Raw genomic sequence first — 19,493 nt, 5'->3', positions numbered from 1 at the left:
TTATACTATAAACTCTGTAAATACTGGGCTTCGTAGCATGCCGGATTTAGTCCAGTTCCTCATTCGGACCTTCGCTCTTAACCGAGGGTCAAGATGTACAAACTCCTTATCTTCGCCTTTAATCAGTTGTGGGGCTACACCTCTAAAAGCTTGCTTATGAATCGGTGACGCACCGAGTTCGATGATTCCTGCAGGACGTAGGTTACCAGACGAACCGGATGGAACAGCAGCTAGCCAACCAAATTCCTTTTTACGATAACCTGTGATGTAGACTTCTGCATAGGTCCAATTGATGACCTTTTGCCATGCGTGAGATCTACGGCCAGTCTCGTATAAGCTGTTCATACGCTTACCTACTACACCCTCCATACCACGTGTTTCGATCTGTTCAAATAACGCCTCTCCAGCACCTTCCACGTGCGGCACTACTCCAAAGCTATTAGACGGTAGAGTTAACCCCGCCAGTATCTCTTTACGGCTCATCAAGGGCAACCCGCGCAGATCCTGACCTTTGTACATAAGGATGTCGAAGATTGCATAATATGCTGGGAGCGTCCCGGTGAGTTGTACTATTTTCTCTGCTCGCCTTGTCTGAAATCGGCTCATAACAGATTCAAAGTCTGAAACACCAGTTGTAGGATCGACACAGGCAACTTCACCGTCCAGAATTACATCATCCGTAAATGGGAAAAGTAGTTCAGGGTATTGCAGGGTACATTCATTATCGTGTCTTGTATATAACCGGATCTTGCCGGACTCTTGAGAGTAGATAAGACGATGACCATCTATCTTTGGTTCAAATATATAATTGCTGTGACTGAATGGTCCAGCAGCAGTTTGTAATAACATAGGGGATATAAACATACAAAACCTCCTTCATTCCATTATAGCTCGTGGCTACTAAGGATTGAGGAGGTAAATGTTGGTATCTTGCACTATATATTTTCTTCTGGCAAAGTGTTAGGGATGCCCCATTTTGCTTGAAATTGATCGTAAAGCATTGTGTGGTATTTTCCTAATTCATCAAATTCAGAAACTAATTCTGCTGTATTATATGAGGCCAGATGTTCATTAACATATGATACTATTGCGTATCCAATAAAGCCTAAAGAAGTAACAATAGAAAAGCATGTCACCCGTATTGAATGATTACTAGCTTCAGGTCCTGAATCAGCAATTATGGTTCCTTCTTCATATTTGTATACGTGATTTTTTTGGTTTATAGGGTTTGCATGTTTAGCCATGCAAAGCTGACTATATTTTGAGTATTCGACATTTGAAATAGAAATAAAATTTTCGGGAGACTGCTTCTTTATCGCTTCACTAGTTATTTTCTTTATAGATCCAAAAGGTGTATTTGTAGTGTCGTTATGGTTATTCCATATTCTCGCTAATGAATCACTATTTCCAATATAGGCTAAATTAAATGCAGATTCATAAAGAGAGGAAGCGACAGTAGCAGCTTGAATTGAATAACCTTTTGTAGAAAGTAGCCATATAACCCTTAAATCATTAATCGACTTCATTAACAAAGAATTAACAACCTTCAATGAGATTGAAACATCATTAAGATTCATTGTTGGAATCAAACTAACGGCTGTTGAAATGGTGTTGATAGCCTTTTGAATACCTAAAATATATGGTGCTAACTCAATAGAGAGTACCTCTTCAACTATATTTTCTCCTTCTTCAATTGTAAGTTCTCCATCAACACTTGTTTCTTCATTAACCAAAAAAAACACCTCTCAATTTCTTATGATTAATCGTTACATTCGATTTTTTTTAGTAAATACCTTCTTTTTTTTCGTTGCTAAGAAATAATCGTCCAGTTATAATACAAACAAATGTTCTTATTTTCGGAGGCAGTTAATGGAGGGGGATGCATGAGTAAACTTGAGGGTAATGAACGCTGGAAAACGAAAATGATCATGACCGAGCATGTTGAGCAGTACGAGGAACAGCAGCGTGAGAAACGAGATAACATGATAACTATAGAGGAACGTACTATGGTTCGAGACCTCATTTTACTTCCCTACATAGATACGATGGTTGGCAAGAGCCTGAAGGAGCTCGAACACTCCAGCAGCATACTGAAACGTACCTTTTTGATGGCTGGCGAAGCCATACAGCGCCGGATCGTACAGGATACTTATCGACTACAGAAAGAGCTTAAGCAGCGGAATATCAAGATGCTGGCGGATGAGCAAGATGATTTTATCACGTATTACAAAATCTTTTGCCGAGGATATCAGGAACGCTTTGGATTAACGCGAGATGTGATGCGAACAGAAATCAGCCTAAGGCTAACAAAATACACATCGGAACTGGGAAACATCTTAAAAGACCACCTGAAATAACGAAATCCCGTCAACCATTATTGGTCGGCGGGATTTTTTTGCGTTGTTACTAGGATCTTGAAGATGCCGTATGAACCGGTTATTCACTTAATCCCAAAAATCATCAGCTTTTACGTCATAGCCTACTCTTCTAAGTTTACTAATGATTTTTAATTGTGTGGTTTCTATAGGTTCGTGGTCTATATCATTACAAAGGTTATATACGGTTTTCCTGTTTAACGGGATATTTTTAATCATCCATTCTTGACTAACCCTATTCCGATCCATCCACTTACCTAATTTAGTTCTTCTCTTGAAATCAAATACTCCCATATACTCCACCCCTTTAAAATTAGGATGGACAAATCTATGAAAATTTATACAAACAGCGGGTTATATTGACCAAGCAATACGAGATACATATTGAAGTAGATACGTAACAGCAAGCTCTGGGGCTAAATGTTTACGTAACTAGACATCTAAGGAGTGGTGCATATGATATCAGCCATTGATGCCGGGAACTACAAAACGATGTACTACGATGGGCAGGAATTCAAACAGTTTCCATCAATGATTGGTGAGTATCGGGAGCGCAATATTAGGCAGCAACACGGGCAATCAGACTATGAATGGGAGTATGAAGGACAAAGAGGTTTTGCGGGAACTCTTGCACAATACGAAAGCGAGTGTGCGGAAAGCCAGAAAGGAGAAACCAAGGCACATCCAGATGCAAGGCTTCGAATCCTGTTGGCATTACATCAGTTTTCCAAGCAAACCGAGCACAAGATATTGGTGGGGCAACCGATCAGCACACATACCCCAGATGAAAAGTTGGCTATCAAGAAAATGATGCAAGGACGGCACGAATTGACGGTCAACGGCAATAGAAGGTTGATTGTTATACAACAATGTGAGGTAGCTGCTGAAGGGGTTACTGCAGGCTTATTAATACCTGGAGGTGGCACGGTTCGGATCATCGACATAGGCAGCGGTACGGTTAATTTTGGCACTCTTATAGATCGGAGGTTTAGCGATAAGGGGAGCTTTACTTTAGGAATGGGGATGGAAACTAATCGCAACGTTCACCCCTCAGCGTTTGGGCGGCAGATTGCTTTACGAGCCCTTGCTGCAGGGTGGAAAGCTGGGGATGTAGTTTATCTCTGTGGTGGTGGAGCTGAGGAGTTGCTTCAGTATTTATTGCCATACTTTCCTGCTGTGAAGCTAATACCAGGCGATCCGTCTAGTGCAAACGCAAGGGCATTTTATCTGATTGCGAGGAAGTTATATGCCTAGAAATGTGGAGATTAAAGCGATACAGGTCACCTTTAATGTGCTGGACCCGGAACAGAAACGGGCTTATGAACATGCCTACAGGAAGACAAATTCATCCGGTTACATCAAACGCCTGATTGACAGGGACATGACAGGGATAGCTCCAGCAATTATGTCAGCTCAGACCAGCATCCCAAGCAAGCTAATGGAGGACAATTTTGAATTTGAGGTTGAAAGTTTTGTCTAACCCAAAAAGGAGTGATCAACCATGAAAGAAGTTAAGCCGCAAGCAGCATGTACGAAGTGCGGTAAGCCGTTATCCTCTGTTCGTATTTGTGATCAATGCGTCAGTGAAATGTTCAAACCAAAGGATGGATGGAGATGATTGAACCATTCGTAAAGCTAGGCATTGTAGGCGTGGCGGGACATGCACTAGAGAGACACTTGGAGCGATCCGGCCGTCCTGGAGCTGTCTTGTACGTCAAGATTGGTACTTATGTAGTTTGCGGTCTTATTGCAGCAGTAGAATGGCGTCATTTTTTCAGGGTTCTTGGGGGCATGTTCGGGTTTTATCTGCCTTGGTAATTGCAAAGGTATCAACATAAGTTTTACTACTTCGGTTGTACAGGTCTGATTGACGTTCTTATGCTATTTTCAATTCTGAAACAATAGGGAGGTTGTTATTATTTTTATTTCTTCCTCTTTAATTTCTGCCGGGGCGTGTGTGGCTGGGGCTATAGTGGTGCACCAGTCATTTCCAGAGAAGGTCATGAGACGTAAGTTAGGAGCGCTTTTAAGGACCAATGACTTTCACAGTAATCTAACAGGGTACAAGGGAAAGGCGTACCGTGTACAGCCTGTGGTGAAGTCTGCAAGGATGTATCTGGATCGGAGAGAAGCAACATTTATGTTGCCTGTAGGCAGTGACCCTCAAGAGGTATTCAAAAAGTCATGGATCTTTCAGCAGGTCTTTGGACTTGAGGCGGAGTTAAGTCTGATTGACGCTCGCACTATAATGATGTCGATTTACACGACCTCCATACAATCATTTGTATATAACGCCGAGGAAATAGACCAGAGCTTAGGTATGAACAGGCTGCCCGTATATGTTGGTAAGGACCGACATGGGGATGTAGTTTATGACATGGTAGAACATCCACATTTATTAGTTGCTGGAGAAACGGGAAGTGGCAAGAGTGCGGCTCTAAGATCAATCCTCACAACGTTAATAAGGAACGTAGATAACCTTGATTTGTATTGCGCTGACCTTAAGAGATCAGAGTTTCACTTATTCAAGGGCATTGCACAAGCTGTGGTATATGAGACTCACGAAGTCCTTGCGCTTGTAATAATGCTACGCCTCGAAATGAAACGCCGTGGTGACATCTTAGAAGCCGCAGGAGTAGCACACATAGATGACTTAGAGGAACCGATAAATTACATTATCTTAGCAGTTGATGAGGTGGCTTTGCTCAAAAAAGAAAAGGACATCATGCAAGGAATTGAGGAGATCAGTACTATTGGGAGAGCGCTTGGTGTGTTCCTTGTACTCTCCATGCAGCGTCCAGATGCTCAAGTATTAGATGGTAAGCTGAAGCAAAATCTGACGGTCAGAATGGCGCTGAAGCACGCTGATGGGATCAACTCCCGTATAACAATTGACAGTGTAGACGCAGCAAATATAAAGGACAGCGAGAAAGGCCGTATGGTGTTAAAACTGGATGGATTAAAGTATGTTCAAGGACCAAATCTGGGGTTGTCAGAAGCCAAAGAATTACTAAAGGGGTGTAAGTCTCCATTGGAAATTAGACAGCCGCAAAGAGCCTCACAGGAGTCACAGGATGACATCATTGAGCTGGGAGTGTTGTGAAGTGAACGCACGTGATAAAGCCATCGTCGAAGATATCCAAAGGTTCCGAGTGCTTAGTAGAGACTTAATTGCAGATCTTCATTTTCAGGATGTGAAAAACAAAGTTACAGCTGCTAATTACGTTCTCAAAAGATTACGGAGGGACAAATATATCTCCTGTTCTGATGACCGCAGACAGTATATTTACTTTCCAGCCGAAGGGGCAATCAAAAGGGACTCCACGAAGATTCCACACTTCCTAATGATTGCAGACTTCTATAAACAGATAGCGCAGATTGAAAAACCACGCGTGTTCTTAGTGGAGCCAAAGTATAGTAAAGGGATGCCTGAGCCTGATGCTTTCATGATATGGAAAGGGATGCCGTGGCATATTGAGATCCAACGTAGCAACTATAGTGATAGGCAGATGAAGGAGAAACTGACTCGTTATGACCATTACTTTTTAAGCAACGAATGGCACAACGAGGAGTGGCAGCGACCAGATAAAAAAATATTCCCCTACCTTTGGATTAGTGGAGTGGGTAAGTACGCTATTGGTACAAGATCATATAGAGTATTTCAGACCGATGTGGCAGGTATGGCGGGGATGGTGACAAATAAAAAATAATTATCTCTTTGAACTCTCACTGTAGAGTTCTTTTTTTATTAGGCTATGTTAAATTTTGTTGTTGATATTCGATATATACGAACTAAGCTATAATTAGGGTAAGGGTAATATCACGAGCTTATCTACTTTTTGCAATCACGAACTAAAGGAGTGGCGGTACGGGCTGGTTAGTTGAAGGATGTTGTTTTAAGCCTACATTTTAATTAAGGAGAATATTTATGAAACAAGGCAGAATTATTATAATTACTGGTTCACCAGGGACTGGTAAAAGTACAACGGCATCAATTGTTGCTAAAGAGTCTGATTTATCAAAGTCGGTACATATGCACACTGATGATTTCTATCACTATATTCATAAGGGGGGAATACCTCCATTTTTACCGGAATCACAAGAACAAAACTTAATTGTTATTGAAGCCTTTTTGGAAGCTGCAAAACGATTTGCACGTGGTGGGTTCGATGTGATTATTGATGGAATTGTTGGTCCTTGGTTCTTAGAGCCGTGGTTAAAAGCCGTACAAGATAATTATGAAGTACATTACATTATCTTAAGAGCGACTAAAGAAGGGACAATGAAACGAGCAATCAATCGTTCCAAATTGGACGAAGATGCCAACATTGAATTGGTAGAAAAAATGTGGGAGCAATTTAACAATTTGGGTCGCTATGAATCAAATATTATTGACACTACAAATCAATCAATCGAACAAAGTGTTTCAACAATAAAAGCAGAGATTGAAAAAAAATCTTCTTTACTCACTATTTGATGTGATACAAAAGTTAAACAAACGGATACGATATCTCAATAAACCGCCTTTCACTAAGGCGGTTTTTCTTATCGTCAAAAACAACATTAGAATATAACATAGCCTTTTATTAAGAAATAATCGTATTTTTTATACGATAAACACTTGTGTTTTGTACGGTAATATCGTATATTTAATTCAGGAAATAAATTCCTTATATACCAATGGAGGTGCGATACATTGACCCTGAATCAGTACCGGAAATGGGCTGACGAAGTGGGTGGAGAGATTGGAAGCAAAGTACATGAAATACTTAATGAGTTGGAAGAGGCTCGTAACATTGCTGAAGGAAAGAAGATCCCTCCCTTACTTGGTAGCACAGAAGTTGCCGGAATACTCGGGATTGACCCCAAGAACATGCACCATACTCGCAGAACTAAATTCTTTCCAGCTCCAGATATAGAAGTTGGGAAGCGTCCTTTCTGGTTTAAGACTACAATCCAAGTGTATCAAGACAAAATCGAAGAATGGCGTTCAAAGAAATAAAGATGAATATGTGTTTCGGGGGGGTGATGATTGTGATAACTGAAGCATTGTCGTTTATGCTATTTTCGACAATTGAAGCCTTCGCATGGGTTTCGTTATGTATGGCGATATTCAGATTTAAAACTTCCGATTATGTATATAAAATTCTTCTCGTTACGCTATTCATGAACTTGCAGAGCTTTATTTTAAGAAATGAACTTTCACTATCGTACTTGGTCCCAGTGATTAATATTCTGTTTATTGCCTATTTGTTCACTACAATAGTTCGAGTTTCTTTTATTGGATCATTGACTATCTCTGCTGTAGGGATGGCGTCATTCGCTTTAATACAATGGTTGATTGCCACTCTGTTTTTTGGTTCCATGGAAGCAGTAGAAACTTCAGTAGAGTATGGTTATCTAGTCCAATTACTATCAGCGATTATAGTAATACCTTTAGGATTTTTTCTTTATAAATTCGGGTATGGATTCTCCTATGACTTTGAAAGGTTTCGTTTAAAACATGAACGTTTAATCGTTATTTCTTCTATTCTAACATTTTTAATTATTGTTACTACTGTACTCTATCTTAAAGAGATATGGAGCGTGATTATCTTACTTACTGTATCGCTTATGTTTTTTCTAAGGTATGCAGTTCAAAAGGAGCGTGAAATGTGATTGAATTGTTAGCTGGTCGTATGGCAGAAGGTATAAAGCGTAGAGCTCCTGACCATCCGGCATCAGTCGCAGTATTAAAACATTCCCTAGCAATCCTGATTAATACTATATCTATTATTGTTTTGACTATAGGCATTGCAATCCTAAACGACCGCCTTAAAGAAACGATAATCGTTATGAGTTCCTTTGCGCTATTGCGAATGGTCTCGGGCGGATTACACCTAAAATCAGGTACTATGTGTGTTGTTGTCTCGACTCTATTAATCGTAGGTCTGTCTAAGATGGGTTTTAGTGAAAAAACCACATTGATTATTAACATCACGAGCTTGATCCTCGCTATCCTATTCGCCCCTACCGATATCCAAAAACAATCTCGAATTCCAAAAAAATATTATCCTGTTTTGAAGTTACTATCAGTTTTGATGATTTCTATTAACTTTTGGATAGCATCTTCATATGTAGCCGTTGCTTTCTTCGCCCAGGCGCTTCTATTATTTCCGCGCATGAAAGGGGGTGGAAAAAAGACATGAAGAAATGGAACTTTATATCGTCGGCTTTAGCTTTTGTCGCAGGTATTACAGTAGCTCCGGCGAGTGTATTCTGGATTTACGGCGGTGATGCTCCAGAAGAACTTTTGAAGAAATAGGAGATGAGGCAAACGTGGGAATACTAACTGTAACCAGAGATGTAGATGCTGTTACTGGGGTTATTTCACTTCCGATACGCGATATCGCCTTTTTGGAATATGCTAGTCAAATAGATAGGGTGATCGTGCATACGATTAATGAAATGTTTTATATGCCCGGCACCCTCAAATATTGGCAAAGTGCTCTGGACAGCAGCGGATATAACTTTGCATCTGTTGATCGCACAAACGTAGTTAACTTAGATAAAATTGTGTTGGTAGACGAAATATATCGTGTTGCCTACTTCGAAAGTAGTATAACTAAGACAACAAAGAAGTGCACTTTTACAATTATCAATTTTGATAAGTTCCAAAAGAAGTATGAACAATTTTCGAAGTCAACCAGTGCGTTAGCCACCACTTAATATTTAAAGAGCCACCTAATCGTGGCTCTTTTTTTATGGAGAGACATTCTAACATAGTCTGTTTGTAATAAGCTGTCGAAATCAGGTGACAGTACCAATTAAATTCATCCCGACGAAATCGAATTTACAAATGGTGGGATATGATATTAAATAAAGGTAATTCATCCGTTCAAATCCTGTTGACAAAATATTAAGTCACATTATCGTGACGACTTTCCTTTGGGGAGCAGCTAAAAAGCTACTCGGGCCGTTTGCGTTTAAAGAAGCCATTGATACAATTCGGCTTCTGTACATCTCAAGACAATACATACAGCACGCATTTGCTCGGGTGACATAGGGCGTTTACTTGTCTCGAATTGAGATATCGCAACCCTAGACATTGCCAAACCAGTTTTATCCTTCACCAGTGCGGACAATTGTTCTTGAGATAAGCCTCTTGATTCACGTATTACACGCAAACAGCACTCCCCGCGGGAAAGTGCCATATCTGTCCTCCGCTATGAATTTTTATTTTTATCAGAATAACGGTTCGCGTATAACTCAAAAAATAACTGGGGGTCATACATATGTTAGCGACTAAAACTAAAAGTGTAGATGTAGCTGAGTTTCTTAAGGCCATTGCAAAAGATACACCAGAAAACAAAGCTCTTATAGAGCAACTAATTATTGATCTTTGTGCAGCAACAATTGAGCCATAGCTTGTATTTTCTTTTTTTCCTCCGCAGTAAGTTCCCGTCCATTGAAACTAATCAGTGATTCCATGAATGATGAATCCCCCAGATCGACCTTGTTTACAAGGACCCTTTGATCATTAGTCAATGTCATTTTCCTATTGTTTGTATGCCCTAGCACCCAGTCCGTAGTCACATTGTAAAAGTCACAGAGTTCCTTCAGTGTATCGAAATCCGGTTGATTACGACCTGCTTCATAACCGCTAAGAGTCTTGTTATTAATGCCTGTTTTGGTCTGGACTTGAATTTGAGTAAGATTTAATTCCTGCCGCATCATTTTTAAACGTTCAGCGTAGATTGGCAACATTTTGTCATCACCTCTTTCCACATATATTATCATGATTCGCCGTATCAGAGAAATTATTCTCTGAAACAAATATTTTTTGTTGTTGACAGATACGAAACGAAGAATTATATTTGGATTACCAAATTTCTCCGAAACAGAGAGAAATGACAACACTGAAGAAGGGGGGAGGAAATTGGAAAACAAAGAAGTGGATAGTGTTGCCCGTAAGCGGCTTAGGGAGTACATCATCTCTAACAAATATGTAATAAGGGAAGTAGCGCATAAGTCTGACATTGGTGAAAAGAAGCTTTATAAGCTACTCGATGGTACATGTAGATTGTCTACACATGATCTGGAAAAGATTTGTGATCGAGGCTTAAAGGTTAGTCCGGCAATTTTTTTTGAGTAACACTCTCTGAAACAGAGAATATGATGTAATGTGATTATACGGCTTTACCGTATGTTTAGTCAATAGTCCTGGGTAAAAATTCCTTTTAGGAGGTTTGATTTATGCTAAGAGATGCCGCAGCATTGAATGACTCCCAGATAGCATTGACAGTTAAACGGGGTCAGTCAGTGCAAATTACGCTAATGCAAGAAGAAACCACCGGAGAAGATGGAGCGGTGCTCTCACCTGCAAAGTCATTTACGGTGATGGAACGGGAAAGCGCAGTTGTTCTCCGTGATCTGCTGATTAAAGTTCTGAAAGATGATGCTCATGAAGATCTGATCCAGTAAACAGCCAGTAAATTCAAAACTTAATAACGGAGGTTATACAAATGGGAATTGTGATACACCAGTCACACCGTCAACTCGCCGCCATTGCATTCTTAAACATCAACAAAAAGGGAGAGTTGATCCTAGGTGTACCTGAATTAAAACTGATCATGCCGTTGTTGTTAGATAACCTTAATCTCGTTCAGGAGGTAGATGGAATAAAAGAGGCGTCCTACGCAGCGCAGTGCACGGGGAATATGGATTTGGTTCAGCACTTTTGCGAAAAACTTGAAGAACTGGAGGCTCAGTTTACATGATCGAAACAAAAGATGCCGTCCGGTACCACCGGAATAAAATGTTCTTTTGGCTCCGGGCTCAGAAAGCAGCGAAGAAACGACTAGACAAAAATAAGGAGCAGCAAGCAATCCGTGAATACCGTAACCACCGTGATGCTTTACTTGCTATCTGGGCAACACCTGCTGAGCGTTTGGCGGTGAGTGTATGAGTATTAATCCAATTAACCCAATACGCGGAGAAATTGTGTGGGCAAACCTTACAGGCAACAAGGGGAGCGAGCAAGGCGGCGAACGTCCAATGTTAATCATTCAAAATGATATCGGTAATCAGTTCAGTCCTACTGTTATTGTTGCGATAATTGGACGCACAAAACGTACTGACCTACCCGTACATGTTGTACTTAATACAAAGGCGTATGGACTGCCCAAAGATTCGTCGGTGGTTATGCTGGAGCAATTGCGGACGCTCGATAAATCAAGACTTATTAGCCGGAGTGGGCAACTCAACGAGGAGGATATGCGACTGGTGGATCAAGCGCTTATGGTCAGCTTGGGAGTATCTATTTAATTCAATGTGAAGGAGGTGAACATGAAAATGCCCGTACCTGAAACTCAAAGTCAGAAAGAAGTCGATGAAGTTGTGGAAGGTCTTCGCTGCCAAGCATGTAAAGACGTGATCGACGGTTATAAAACTGGATATATGAGGTGCTGCGAAAACTGCGAAAACGAGTAGTCCTATTATTTTTTTGCCAAAATCGGGGTTCTGAGCCCTAAAACACTTGAATTTCAGCAAATAAATCATATCGGAGGAATTATCCATGAAACCAAAATTCCGCATCACTAATAAACGTCACGCTCTTGTCGCTGCATTACAAAGTGGCGCTGCTAAAGATTTTGCAATAGCTAAATACCGCCGTAAATACAAACACGAAGCATCTAAAAAGGTCGCCTATAGTCCCGGATCACTTGGTCCCTCTGTTGTCACTACGGCAATCATTAAGGATTATGGTGGCGTGCTAACTCGGTCTATTCGTAAAGCCAAGGCGAAACGTACAGGGGAGCCGTTCATCAAGTTCTACAGCCATAAATGATTCAGGGAGTGATTACAATGACCCTCAAATGTAGGTGTGGAGCTGACGCAATTTACGCGGTTTACGATAACCGACAGCCTCACTGCTTGAGTTGCATGATTAAAGCTGTTGATGTTCCACTCCAAGTATTGGTTCGCACCTTGGACCCATGGGAGACAAATCCCTTACAAAAAAATAACGCCCCCGGCGGCAACCAGGGACGTTAGTCAAGCTTTAAAACAAAAATTTCACGGTCACTATAACACACTAATCAGGAGGCTGTAAAGATGCTCCATATCAAGCGGATCGAACTTAGGAATTGGCTTGGAATTAAAGAACTCGAAGTGTCACCCGGCAAAATCAATAAAGTTGATGGTGACTCAGGTGCTGGGAAGACCAGCTTGATTGAGGGGCTGGAAAAGACACTGACTAATACTAGTCGACGCACAGAGGTAATCAGCCACGGACAGAAAGAATCTGAATTGTTTGTAGAGTTAACGGACGGTCTCCAGATCACGCGCAAGGTTCGGACGGAAAAGGCGGACTATCTCAAGGTTAAGCACGACAGCAAGGCTGTAAACAGTACAGAGGGATTTCTGCGCAAGCTGATAAATGGTGAAATCTTCCGGCCGATTGAATTTGTCAAGAAGGATGCCAAGCAACAGACCGAGATCATACTGAACATGCTTCAGATCGAATGGACAATTGAAAATATCAAGACTTGGTTCGGCGAGATGCCGGAGGCTGATTACCAACTGCACATCCTACAAATTTTACAGCAAATAGAATCGGCATATTTCGAAGAGCGTTCCAGCATTAACCGAGAAATCAATCTATTACGGGCAAATATTGAAGGGATTAAACGTGACCTTCCACCGAACTATGATGGCGAAGAGTGGCGAGGGGTTGACCTTCAGAAGCTTTACCGCAAACTGTCCGATGCTCAGGAATCTAATAAGAAGCTGGAAGAGGCTCGGTCATTAATCGACGGGTTGACGCTACGAATAGATGACATAAAGCGGCGCTCTTCTAACGAAACAGAAGAAAAGATTTTAGATTATCGAAGACAGCGCGACATACTGCAAGATGGCATCAAACGGCTTAAGGAACGTATCGAGCAGGATCAAAAGATTATTGATGATGCAGACCGCCGGATAACTGAAGCTTCCGTACAGTTGGACAACGAACTTGAGCAGGCGATTGAAAGGCTCAAGCTGCAGTACCAACAGAAAAAGCTTAATGTCCGTGAGGATGTCCAACGCGAGATAGAACTGAATAAGGGATATATCAGTGAGAACCGTCAACTGATCACAGAAAAGTCTTCTACCCTGAATAACATTGCAGAACATGAGCGCAAGGACTTGGAGAAAATCAAGGATCACGAAGCCAGTTTGATTGCGGCCGAGAAAGCTAAGTCCGGCGATGCTGAACAAGTTACAACAGATGTTGAATGGATAGACCCAGAACCGTTGCAATCCGCAGCTCATAAAGCGGCAGAAATGAAAGAATATCTCCGGGAATGGGAACGGATGAACGATATCATTCGCGAGAAGTTGTCTCCGAAAGAAGCGCGGTCCGCTGATCTGACTGCCAAGATTGAAATGGCTCGCGAGCTGCCTAAAGAATTGCTCAAGACTGCTGCGCTGCCAGTGGATGGACTGACGGTAGATGATAAGGGGCGGATTCGAATAAATGGTACTCTCATTGACGGATTGTCTGACGGTGAGGCATTAGATTTCGCATTTAAACTTGCTAAGGCTCAATCAGGTCCGTTGAAGGTAATCTGCATTGATGGTTATCAGGATCTTGGTAGCAAGCAAAAAGCGATACTGGATTCCGCTCAGCACGATGATTACCAATACTTCTTGCTCTCTACAGTTGAAGGAAAAGAATTGAATATCGAAATTCTGGAGGGGTAGATCATGACTACGGAAATCGAAAAAAAGGTTCAGGAAGCTTTGGATAAAATTCTTGATTCGAAAAACGATGCGCTTCCTTCCGACTTCAATAAGAAGAGATTTTCAGAAAATTGCAAGGTGTACGTTGCGGAAGAGAAAGACCTTCATAAATACAGCATTGATGAAATTGCAGCATCTCTTTTCAAAGGTGCTGTTCTGGGCTTGGATTTTCTGGCTAAAGAGTGCCACCTGATACCTGGAACTGTCGAGCTCAAGTTCCAAACTGACTATAAAGGCGAAATGAAACTAACCAAAAAATACAGTGTCCGCCCCATGCTCGATGTTTATGCCAAGAACGTCAGAGAGGGCGACGATTTCAAGGAGCAGATAGTCGAAGGTCGTCCGATGATCAATTTCTCGCCGCTACCTTTTAACAACAGCAAAATCATCGGGTGCTTTGCAATTGCACTCTTTCAAGATGGCGGGATGGTGTATGAATCAATACCAGCCGAGGAGATCGAGGAGATCCGCAAAAACTATGGGAAAAATCTTGGGGATACCTGGGATAAGAGTCAAGGAGAAATGTACAAACGGACGGTGCTGCGTCGATTGTGTAAGACGATTGAGACAGACTTCGATGCAGAGCAGACCCTCATATATGAAGCTGGCGGTGCATTTGAATTCACTAAGCATCCGCGAGTTCGGCAACAAAGTCCATTTAATCCCCTTGATGAAAGTGAGGTGAAGCCAGTTGACAGAAATGCTGAAGCTGACCAAGGATAACTATTTCTCGCTTGAAGCCAGTCGGCAGTATATGAGTGTCAGCCAGTTTAAAGGGTTCGTTCCGGCCTATGGCGGCTGCGAGGCTGCTTCTGTGGCGAAATTGTCTGGTGAATGGGTGGAACCTAAAAAGGATGCCTTTGAAGAGGGGAAATACATCCACGCATGGAACGAAGGGACTCTTGCAGAGTTTAGAGCGAACAATCCAGATATGATAAGCAGCCAAGGACCTACAAAGGGGCAACTAAAAGCGAATTTTAAGCATTGTAACAGAATGATTGAGGTTCTGGAGAATGATCCGCTTGTTATGAAAGTGTTAGCTGGTCAAAAAGAAGTAATCTTGACAGCTAATTTGTTCGGGATCGCTTGGAAAATTATGATTGATAGCTATCAGCCGGAATCGGGGCATTTCGGAGTTATTACAGACCTGAAGGCTATGAAAGAAATGGACGGAAAATGGTGGAATAAGGAAGCACAGGCTTATGAAAATTTCATCGAACATTACGGTTATAAGATCCAGATGGCCATTTACGCAGAGATTGAACGGTTGGCTAAGGGTCGGAAGCCGGAACAGTGGGCGTTACCTCACATGGCTATCATTACTAAAGAAAAATCACCAGATCATGAGCTACTATTCTTCGACTTTGAGGTCATCGCTCAACAGCTGCAAATTGTGAGCAAATACATTGAGCGCGTAAAGCTGGTTAAGTCTGGGGTGGAAACGCCTGTACGGTGTGAGAAGTGCGAATACTGCCTTCAGGATAAAAAACTCCAAAGAATTAGACATTACTCGGAAATGAATTTGTACTGATGGGTGCTTTCGGTTTCCACCCGGTGCCGAAGCCGAGCTTTGGCCGAGGGAAAGAGAAGCGCGGTGCTCGTGGGAAATTCAGTAAGGAGACCATTCTTGAGATTTTTAAACGGGACGGTTGGCGCTGTGTGCACTGCGGAACGAACAAAGACATGGAGGAAATACCGCATCATGTCATTTTCAAATCTCAAGGTGGCTTAGGCATATTGGAAAACGGCGTAACCGTCTGTCGAACTTGTCACAGTTGGGCACACAGCTGCAGGGCTGGCCGCGAGTGGTTTGAAAGTTTCATCTTATCCTTGTACGGAAAACTCAATGGAGTTGAGGACAAATGAATGAGACAGTGGCGGTAGAAATACACCTTCGTTTGCCAGACTGCCAAGTTTGCGGCAACGAGATTAATCCAGACCGCGAGGAATACATTGGACGAATTCGGGTATGCCGACGCTGTTATGAAGCACTCACAACAGGGGCAGACCGGAAAGCGCGGCAAAGAAAAATTAAGAAACGGGGCGGTTCAATTGGCTATTGAAATTCAGGTCATGAAATCCCATAGAGGTGTTCGAGCAGGTAAATATGAGGCTCGTTTCCTCCCAACGAAGAAAACGAAATTCCTTCTATTCCCTGACTCAACACTTATTGCTCAGATTATCAGTGGACCACATACCGGAACAATCATCCCTTATAAGAAATTTATCAAAGTGTCTGATATACCTTCTAGCGCTCGTATGCTTGCTGAAAAGGACGGGATGCTTAGTGATCTCGCATATTATGCTAGACGGATTCGAGAATTAGAGAAACGTAATCGTGACCTTCAAGGGTTTTTGGATAATGCAAATGATATTGCGAACGAATTGCGTAATGAACTCGATACTGCTAATGAAGACAGGACGTTATTACTGCGGCAGATTGAGCAGAGTGTAGATCATAACGTTGGGTCAACGGAAGTGTAGGAGGCACTTTAAAGCAGAGCAGGTGAGGCAATGAGTGGCTTCATCCAGATAGGGAGGGAGTTGCAAAATCATTGGTTAAGACGCGATAAGGATTACTGGATGGTCTTCTGTGAAATGTACTTCCTCGCCCGGTTTTCGGAGAAGCCGGAGACGAAAACCATAGAAGGTTGTAAGGTGACAATTCATCAAAAAGAATTTATATTCGGTCGTCCTTCATGGAGCGAACGCTTAGATATTTCGGATCAAAGACTTAAGACATTGGTTATAAGGCTGGTTAAAGAAGGGTTCATAAGAAGGACTCAAAAGTTCAATAAGTTCACTGTTTATTCCTTCGAATATGTCCCTTCAATCAACCAGCAGAATAACCAGCATAGCAACCAGCAGGAATTGCCGGAGCAACCAGCAGAACCCCTTGCCCCGCAAGGGTTTGAGGGCGATAGCAACCAGCAGGATTCATCCAATCAACCAGCACAACAACCAGCACAGCAACCAATGAAAGAAGAAGGTATTAAAGAAGAAGGTTTGAAAGGAGAATGTTTTAATAATATGCCCTCTAAAAAACCAATAGATCATACTCCTGTCGCAACGGAAATCATGGAATATCTAAATCTGAAAACAGGGAAGAAATTCAGACCAACAAAAGGCACTCTTAAATTAATTATTGGACGGTTGAACGAAGGTTATTGCAAGGATGATTGTGTCCATGTGATCAATGTAAAGTACGCGGAGTGGGTAGGTACCACCCAAGAGAAGTATTTGGATTATGAAACGTTATTCCGTCCTTCTAAATTCCCTAAATATCTTGAACAGAAGATGGAGGTTGCCATTAGAAAGGATGAAGACAACAAGCCCCCAAAACCTTTAAAAACAGGTAACGTGCTTGACCAAGCTTTACAAAGGGAGTTGAACAATAGTGGATCGGGTCGGCGTGATGTTACTGATGAAGTACTTGTCGGCAGCTTACCGGAGCTTTGTGATTGATGAAAGTGAAGTCGATAGCATTGTAGGGGTTTGGCAAGACATTTTGCAGGACATTCCAAATGATACAGCGATGCAGGCTGTTCGCAGATTATGCAGGGAGAACACCAGCTTTGCTCCAACACCTGGAGAGATCTATCAGGCTTGTATGGATAGAGGTACAAAACTGACTGTCTACCAGATCCAACAGCAGGAGCAGCAACAGAGAATGCTGGAGCTTCAGGAATACCATGAAACTGAAGAGGTTGGACCGATGCCGGAGCGTGTTCGGCAGAAACTTAATGCGTTATATAAGAAGACGCGGGTGACACAAGATGAGCATTGAAGCAGAAAGAGCTGTGCTTGGATCATTGTTACTTGACCATAACCTAATGGATGATTGTTACCTCTCCCCCATTGATTTTGATGAGTACGAGGGAAATCAAACGATTTTTAGAGTGTTTCAATCAGCCAAAGAATATTTTACTGATACTCCTAATCCTCTCGACCTTCGTCTGGTTGCTACAAAGTGGGGGAAACTCCTAGAAGAAGTCGGGGGAATAAGTAGGCTTTCCGATCTACAACGATCAGTACCAAGTACTGCCCTATTTCAGCATTATCAAAAAGCAGTCAGAAGGGCAAGAGTTCAAAGGGAACTCGCTGAGCTTGGTCGGCAGATTGCAATAGTTGGTGGTGGAGATTTTGCCGAATTGAAAGCCAGAATAGAAGAACTGGAGGAAATGCAACAGGGAGACGGAGAGGGCGGTCCGGTACACATGGTATCGCTACTGGAAGGTCATGAAAGGGTTATTGCTAAACGTGCTAATAGTGTCGGAGGTATCACGGGAGCACATACCGCATGCGATGACATTACCAATCTGAGCAAGGGACATCAAGAAGGTGACCTTGAGATTATCGGGGCGCGGCCATCTATGGGGAAGACCACGTACGCCATGAACGACATGAATAAAGTCACAGAGTCAGGGTGGGGAGATGTATTTTTCTCTCTTGAAATGGGAGCTATGGACATCGTTGAACAAATGGCTTCCTGCATTGGTGGGATTTATCGAGATAGGATAGCGTCTGGACAGATGTCTGATAATGACTGGGATTCATACTACAAAGCTATAGAGATTATATCGAATAGACTTCTATTCATTGACGATAAAATCGGTGCAACGGTGGAATATATCCGCAGACAAGTTAAAACAATTAAAAAGAAATTCCCAAATAAGCGATGGGTCATTCATATAGATTTTTTACAATTCATTCAGTCGGAAAAGGAGTTCAGCAATACGAAGGAACGGATAGGTTACATCTTAAAATACCTGAAGCGGATGGCAAAAGAGTTATGGGTTAAAGTTGTTTGCTTATCAGCGGTAGGTCGTGACTGTGAGAAGCGACCAGATAAGCGACCATTACTTTCTGACTTGCGTGATTCAGGAGATATCGAATCAGATGCGGATATCGTGACCTTTATCTACCGCGATGACTATTACTACCCGGACAGTCCCAAGAAGAATATCGCTGAATTGATTGTTGCGAAAGGTCGGAAAATTGGGACAGGGACATTTGATATGTTCTTTGTGCCACAAATAAGCAGGTTCTTGAATCCAGATAAAAAGCAGAAAGAGCAAATCGCTGAGAAGGTGAAGGAGCATGAACAGCGACCGAAAAATTCGAGACGATGAAGGTTATGAAATAACTCTCAAATGGATGGTTGAAAAATCAAAACTTCTACTGGACCCCTTGACCTTATCGCCAGTACAAAGGAAGGAACTGCAAATGAAATATGATTTTTGGGAGCAGCGAATTCACGAATACAATCGCGGACAGATGGTGCTTTTATATCCCGAGCTCCGCAAGGTATATGAAGCTGCTGGAGTAAAAATACAAAATTTTGAATAGCTG

34 protein-coding genes are annotated in these 19,493 nt (G+C 42.1%); 29 read left to right on the top strand and 5 right to left on the bottom strand.

Annotation, left to right across the window (positions count from 1 at the left end):
• Both MKX41_RS10790 and MKX41_RS10785 read right to left on the bottom strand, forming a co-directional pair.
• Entirely contained in the window at window positions 1-864 is an 864-nt protein-coding gene (locus MKX41_RS10790) for an ATP-dependent DNA ligase (protein WP_340970316.1), read from the bottom strand.
• Between the two features lie 71 nt (window positions 865-935).
• On the bottom strand, window positions 936-1,733 hold the full coding sequence (locus MKX41_RS10785; protein ID WP_340970314.1) for a hypothetical protein: 798 nt from the start codon (window positions 1,731-1,733) through the stop codon (window positions 936-938).
• Between the two features lie 150 nt (window positions 1,734-1,883).
• Here MKX41_RS10785 and MKX41_RS10780 point away from each other — a divergent pair, with 150 nt between their 5' ends.
• Entirely contained in the window at window positions 1,884-2,357 is a 474-nt protein-coding gene (locus MKX41_RS10780; RefSeq protein ID WP_340970313.1) for a hypothetical protein, read from the top strand.
• A gap of 87 nt (window positions 2,358-2,444) precedes the next feature.
• Here MKX41_RS10780 and MKX41_RS10775 read toward each other — a convergent pair whose 3' ends face one another.
• Window positions 2,445-2,669 (bottom strand): XRE family transcriptional regulator, encoded by a 225-nt coding sequence (locus MKX41_RS10775; RefSeq protein ID WP_340970311.1) that lies wholly within the window; start codon window positions 2,667-2,669, stop codon window positions 2,445-2,447.
• Between the two features lie 162 nt (window positions 2,670-2,831).
• On the opposite strand from MKX41_RS10775, the gene MKX41_RS10770 reads away from it, so the two are divergent.
• The 11 genes from MKX41_RS10770 (at window position 2,832) to MKX41_RS10720 (ending at window position 9,083) form a co-directional block, all read left to right on the top strand.
• A complete protein-coding gene (locus MKX41_RS10770; protein WP_340970309.1) occupies window positions 2,832-3,629 on the top strand; it encodes a ParM/StbA family protein in 798 nt (265 codons plus the stop codon).
• Window positions 3,622-3,855 (top strand): hypothetical protein, encoded by a 234-nt coding sequence (locus MKX41_RS10765; RefSeq protein WP_340970308.1) that lies wholly within the window; start codon window positions 3,622-3,624, stop codon window positions 3,853-3,855. The genes MKX41_RS10770 and MKX41_RS10765 overlap by 8 nt, the downstream gene beginning before the upstream one ends.
• A gap of 134 nt (window positions 3,856-3,989) precedes the next feature.
• The gene (locus MKX41_RS10760) at window positions 3,990-4,193 is read left to right on the top strand and encodes a hypothetical protein (RefSeq protein ID WP_340970306.1); all 204 of its coding nucleotides are present in this window, start codon (window positions 3,990-3,992) and stop codon (window positions 4,191-4,193) included.
• A 184-nt stretch (window positions 4,194-4,377) separates the two neighbouring features.
• On the top strand, window positions 4,378-5,478 hold the full coding sequence (locus MKX41_RS10755) for an FtsK/SpoIIIE domain-containing protein (RefSeq protein ID WP_340970304.1): 1,101 nt from the start codon (window positions 4,378-4,380) through the stop codon (window positions 5,476-5,478).
• Window positions 5,450-6,085, top strand: a complete 636-nt coding sequence (locus MKX41_RS10750; protein WP_340970302.1) for a hypothetical protein — start codon at window positions 5,450-5,452, stop codon at window positions 6,083-6,085. The genes MKX41_RS10755 and MKX41_RS10750 overlap by 29 nt, the downstream gene beginning before the upstream one ends.
• A gap of 218 nt (window positions 6,086-6,303) precedes the next feature.
• Window positions 6,304-6,852, top strand: a complete 549-nt coding sequence (locus tag MKX41_RS10745) for an AAA family ATPase (RefSeq protein WP_340970300.1) — start codon at window positions 6,304-6,306, stop codon at window positions 6,850-6,852.
• Window positions 6,853-7,071: 219 nt separating this feature from the next.
• The gene (locus tag MKX41_RS10740; RefSeq protein WP_340970298.1) at window positions 7,072-7,377 is read left to right on the top strand and encodes a hypothetical protein; all 306 of its coding nucleotides are present in this window, start codon (window positions 7,072-7,074) and stop codon (window positions 7,375-7,377) included.
• Between the two features lie 32 nt (window positions 7,378-7,409).
• A complete protein-coding gene (locus MKX41_RS10735) occupies window positions 7,410-8,033 on the top strand; it encodes a hypothetical protein (protein WP_340970296.1) in 624 nt (207 codons plus the stop codon).
• Window positions 8,030-8,563 carry an accessory gene regulator ArgB-like protein gene (locus tag MKX41_RS10730; protein ID WP_340970294.1) on the top strand — a complete coding sequence of 178 codons (534 nt, stop codon included), beginning with the start codon at window positions 8,030-8,032 and terminating at the stop codon, window positions 8,561-8,563. Before MKX41_RS10735 ends, MKX41_RS10730 begins: the two co-directional genes overlap by 4 nt.
• Window positions 8,560-8,679, top strand: a complete 120-nt coding sequence (locus tag MKX41_RS10725; protein ID WP_340970292.1) for an AgrD family cyclic lactone autoinducer peptide — start codon at window positions 8,560-8,562, stop codon at window positions 8,677-8,679. Before MKX41_RS10730 ends, MKX41_RS10725 begins: the two co-directional genes overlap by 4 nt.
• Before the next feature lie 14 nt (window positions 8,680-8,693).
• Window positions 8,694-9,083, top strand: a complete 390-nt coding sequence (locus MKX41_RS10720; protein ID WP_340970290.1) for a LytTR family transcriptional regulator DNA-binding domain-containing protein — start codon at window positions 8,694-8,696, stop codon at window positions 9,081-9,083.
• 257 nt (window positions 9,084-9,340) lie between these two features.
• On the opposite strand, the gene MKX41_RS10715 is transcribed toward MKX41_RS10720, so the two are convergent.
• Complete coding sequence (locus MKX41_RS10715) at window positions 9,341-9,568, bottom strand: helix-turn-helix domain-containing protein (protein ID WP_340970288.1); 228 nt, start codon at window positions 9,566-9,568, stop codon at window positions 9,341-9,343.
• Between the two features lie 81 nt (window positions 9,569-9,649).
• Between MKX41_RS10715 and MKX41_RS10710 the strand changes: the two genes are divergently transcribed.
• Window positions 9,650-9,781 carry a hypothetical protein gene (locus tag MKX41_RS10710; protein WP_340970286.1) on the top strand — a complete coding sequence of 44 codons (132 nt, stop codon included), beginning with the start codon at window positions 9,650-9,652 and terminating at the stop codon, window positions 9,779-9,781.
• Here the strand turns inward: MKX41_RS10710 and MKX41_RS10705 are convergent.
• Entirely contained in the window at window positions 9,747-10,121 is a 375-nt protein-coding gene (locus MKX41_RS10705; protein ID WP_340970284.1) for a helix-turn-helix domain-containing protein, read from the bottom strand. The genes MKX41_RS10710 and MKX41_RS10705 overlap by 35 nt on opposite strands.
• A 172-nt stretch (window positions 10,122-10,293) precedes the next feature.
• On the opposite strand from MKX41_RS10705, the gene MKX41_RS10700 reads away from it, so the two are divergent.
• From MKX41_RS10700 to MKX41_RS10630, 16 genes are all read left to right on the top strand, one after another.
• Window positions 10,294-10,509: a helix-turn-helix domain-containing protein gene (locus MKX41_RS10700; RefSeq protein WP_340970282.1), complete on the top strand. Its 216-nt coding sequence runs from the start codon at window positions 10,294-10,296 to the stop codon at window positions 10,507-10,509.
• 101 nt (window positions 10,510-10,610) lie between these two features.
• Window positions 10,611-10,838: a hypothetical protein gene (locus tag MKX41_RS10695; protein WP_340970280.1), complete on the top strand. Its 228-nt coding sequence runs from the start codon at window positions 10,611-10,613 to the stop codon at window positions 10,836-10,838.
• Window positions 10,839-10,879: 41 nt separating this feature from the next.
• Window positions 10,880-11,134, top strand: a complete 255-nt coding sequence (locus MKX41_RS10690; RefSeq protein ID WP_340970278.1) for a DUF7667 family protein — start codon at window positions 10,880-10,882, stop codon at window positions 11,132-11,134.
• Window positions 11,131-11,322 carry a hypothetical protein gene (locus MKX41_RS10685; protein ID WP_340970277.1) on the top strand — a complete coding sequence of 64 codons (192 nt, stop codon included), beginning with the start codon at window positions 11,131-11,133 and terminating at the stop codon, window positions 11,320-11,322. The genes MKX41_RS10690 and MKX41_RS10685 overlap by 4 nt, the downstream gene beginning before the upstream one ends.
• Window positions 11,319-11,681, top strand: a complete 363-nt coding sequence (locus tag MKX41_RS10680; protein ID WP_445671313.1) for a type II toxin-antitoxin system PemK/MazF family toxin — start codon at window positions 11,319-11,321, stop codon at window positions 11,679-11,681. Before MKX41_RS10685 ends, MKX41_RS10680 begins: the two co-directional genes overlap by 4 nt.
• Window positions 11,682-11,931: 250 nt before the next feature.
• Window positions 11,932-12,204, top strand: coding sequence for a hypothetical protein (locus tag MKX41_RS10675; RefSeq protein WP_340970276.1), 273 nt, complete (start codon window positions 11,932-11,934; stop codon window positions 12,202-12,204).
• A gap of 266 nt (window positions 12,205-12,470) precedes the next feature.
• Window positions 12,471-14,102, top strand: coding sequence for a hypothetical protein (locus MKX41_RS10670; RefSeq protein WP_340970275.1), 1,632 nt, complete (start codon window positions 12,471-12,473; stop codon window positions 14,100-14,102).
• A 3-nt stretch (window positions 14,103-14,105) separates the two neighbouring features.
• Window positions 14,106-14,864: a RecT family recombinase gene (locus MKX41_RS10665; RefSeq protein WP_340970274.1), complete on the top strand. Its 759-nt coding sequence runs from the start codon at window positions 14,106-14,108 to the stop codon at window positions 14,862-14,864.
• Window positions 14,842-15,672, top strand: coding sequence for a PD-(D/E)XK nuclease-like domain-containing protein (locus MKX41_RS10660; protein WP_340974879.1), 831 nt, complete (start codon window positions 14,842-14,844; stop codon window positions 15,670-15,672). The genes MKX41_RS10665 and MKX41_RS10660 overlap by 23 nt, the downstream gene beginning before the upstream one ends.
• The gene (locus tag MKX41_RS32305) at window positions 15,672-16,007 is read left to right on the top strand and encodes an HNH endonuclease (RefSeq protein WP_445671312.1); all 336 of its coding nucleotides are present in this window, start codon (window positions 15,672-15,674) and stop codon (window positions 16,005-16,007) included. Before MKX41_RS10660 ends, MKX41_RS32305 begins: the two co-directional genes overlap by 1 nt.
• A complete protein-coding gene (locus MKX41_RS10655) occupies window positions 16,004-16,204 on the top strand; it encodes a hypothetical protein (RefSeq protein WP_340970273.1) in 201 nt (66 codons plus the stop codon). The genes MKX41_RS32305 and MKX41_RS10655 overlap by 4 nt, the downstream gene beginning before the upstream one ends.
• Window positions 16,194-16,625, top strand: coding sequence for a hypothetical protein (locus MKX41_RS10650; protein WP_340970271.1), 432 nt, complete (start codon window positions 16,194-16,196; stop codon window positions 16,623-16,625). The genes MKX41_RS10655 and MKX41_RS10650 overlap by 11 nt, the downstream gene beginning before the upstream one ends.
• A 30-nt stretch (window positions 16,626-16,655) precedes the next feature.
• Window positions 16,656-17,606: a conserved phage C-terminal domain-containing protein gene (locus MKX41_RS10645; protein ID WP_340970269.1), complete on the top strand. Its 951-nt coding sequence runs from the start codon at window positions 16,656-16,658 to the stop codon at window positions 17,604-17,606.
• A complete protein-coding gene (locus tag MKX41_RS10640; protein ID WP_340970267.1) occupies window positions 17,539-17,928 on the top strand; it encodes a replicative helicase loader/inhibitor in 390 nt (129 codons plus the stop codon). The genes MKX41_RS10645 and MKX41_RS10640 overlap by 68 nt, the downstream gene beginning before the upstream one ends.
• Window positions 17,918-19,273, top strand: coding sequence for a replicative DNA helicase (locus MKX41_RS10635; protein ID WP_340970265.1), 1,356 nt, complete (start codon window positions 17,918-17,920; stop codon window positions 19,271-19,273). The genes MKX41_RS10640 and MKX41_RS10635 overlap by 11 nt, the downstream gene beginning before the upstream one ends.
• Window positions 19,242-19,490: a hypothetical protein gene (locus MKX41_RS10630; RefSeq protein ID WP_340970263.1), complete on the top strand. Its 249-nt coding sequence runs from the start codon at window positions 19,242-19,244 to the stop codon at window positions 19,488-19,490. The genes MKX41_RS10635 and MKX41_RS10630 overlap by 32 nt, the downstream gene beginning before the upstream one ends.
• Window positions 19,491-19,493: the final 3 nt, after the last annotated feature.

The organism is Paenibacillus sp. FSL R5-0475 (genome assembly GCF_038004585.1).
Lineage (GTDB): Bacteria > Bacillota > Bacilli > Paenibacillales > Paenibacillaceae > Paenibacillus_AQ.
The sequence above is the reverse complement of the archived record's forward strand: the minus strand, read 5'-3'. Positions and strand labels throughout refer to the sequence as shown.

Bases quoted from the DNA above. Each gene is read 5' to 3' on its own strand.
- MKX41_RS10770 (WP_340970309.1), top strand. From the start codon at position 2,832: ATGATATCAGCCATTGATGCCGGGAACTACAAAACGATGTACTACGAT.
- MKX41_RS10710 (WP_340970286.1), top strand. From the start codon at position 9,650: ATGTTAGCGACTAAAACTAAAAGTGTAGATGTAGCTGAGTTTCTTAAG.
- MKX41_RS10705 (WP_340970284.1), bottom strand. From the start codon at position 10,121: ATGTTGCCAATCTACGCTGAACGTTTAAAAATGATGCGGCAGGAATTA.
- MKX41_RS32305 (WP_445671312.1), top strand. From the start codon at position 15,672: ATGGGTGCTTTCGGTTTCCACCCGGTGCCGAAGCCGAGCTTTGGCCGA.
- MKX41_RS10655 (WP_340970273.1), top strand. From the start codon at position 16,004: ATGAATGAGACAGTGGCGGTAGAAATACACCTTCGTTTGCCAGACTGC.
- MKX41_RS10630 (WP_340970263.1), top strand. From the start codon at position 19,242: ATGAACAGCGACCGAAAAATTCGAGACGATGAAGGTTATGAAATAACT.
- MKX41_RS10715 (WP_340970288.1), bottom strand. From the start codon at position 9,568: ATGGCACTTTCCCGCGGGGAGTGCTGTTTGCGTGTAATACGTGAATCA.
- MKX41_RS10675 (WP_340970276.1), top strand. From the start codon at position 11,932: ATGAAACCAAAATTCCGCATCACTAATAAACGTCACGCTCTTGTCGCT.
- MKX41_RS10745 (WP_340970300.1), top strand. From the start codon at position 6,304: ATGAAACAAGGCAGAATTATTATAATTACTGGTTCACCAGGGACTGGT.
- MKX41_RS10765 (WP_340970308.1), top strand. From the start codon at position 3,622: ATGCCTAGAAATGTGGAGATTAAAGCGATACAGGTCACCTTTAATGTG.
- MKX41_RS10660 (WP_340974879.1), top strand. From the start codon at position 14,842: ATGCTGAAGCTGACCAAGGATAACTATTTCTCGCTTGAAGCCAGTCGG.
- MKX41_RS10760 (WP_340970306.1), top strand. From the start codon at position 3,990: ATGATTGAACCATTCGTAAAGCTAGGCATTGTAGGCGTGGCGGGACAT.
- MKX41_RS10790 (WP_340970316.1), bottom strand. From the start codon at position 864: ATGTTTATATCCCCTATGTTATTACAAACTGCTGCTGGACCATTCAGT.
- MKX41_RS10750 (WP_340970302.1), top strand. From the start codon at position 5,450: ATGACATCATTGAGCTGGGAGTGTTGTGAAGTGAACGCACGTGATAAA.
- MKX41_RS10755 (WP_340970304.1), top strand. From the start codon at position 4,378: ATGAGACGTAAGTTAGGAGCGCTTTTAAGGACCAATGACTTTCACAGT.
- MKX41_RS10695 (WP_340970280.1), top strand. From the start codon at position 10,611: ATGCTAAGAGATGCCGCAGCATTGAATGACTCCCAGATAGCATTGACA.
- MKX41_RS10670 (WP_340970275.1), top strand. From the start codon at position 12,471: ATGCTCCATATCAAGCGGATCGAACTTAGGAATTGGCTTGGAATTAAA.
- MKX41_RS10680 (WP_445671313.1), top strand. From the start codon at position 11,319: ATGAGTATTAATCCAATTAACCCAATACGCGGAGAAATTGTGTGGGCA.
- MKX41_RS10665 (WP_340970274.1), top strand. From the start codon at position 14,106: ATGACTACGGAAATCGAAAAAAAGGTTCAGGAAGCTTTGGATAAAATT.
- MKX41_RS10645 (WP_340970269.1), top strand. From the start codon at position 16,656: ATGAGTGGCTTCATCCAGATAGGGAGGGAGTTGCAAAATCATTGGTTA.
- MKX41_RS10725 (WP_340970292.1), top strand. From the start codon at position 8,560: ATGAAGAAATGGAACTTTATATCGTCGGCTTTAGCTTTTGTCGCAGGT.
- MKX41_RS10685 (WP_340970277.1), top strand. From the start codon at position 11,131: ATGATCGAAACAAAAGATGCCGTCCGGTACCACCGGAATAAAATGTTC.
- MKX41_RS10690 (WP_340970278.1), top strand. From the start codon at position 10,880: ATGGGAATTGTGATACACCAGTCACACCGTCAACTCGCCGCCATTGCA.
- MKX41_RS10780 (WP_340970313.1), top strand. From the start codon at position 1,884: ATGAGTAAACTTGAGGGTAATGAACGCTGGAAAACGAAAATGATCATG.
- MKX41_RS10635 (WP_340970265.1), top strand. From the start codon at position 17,918: ATGAGCATTGAAGCAGAAAGAGCTGTGCTTGGATCATTGTTACTTGAC.
- MKX41_RS10775 (WP_340970311.1), bottom strand. From the start codon at position 2,669: ATGGGAGTATTTGATTTCAAGAGAAGAACTAAATTAGGTAAGTGGATG.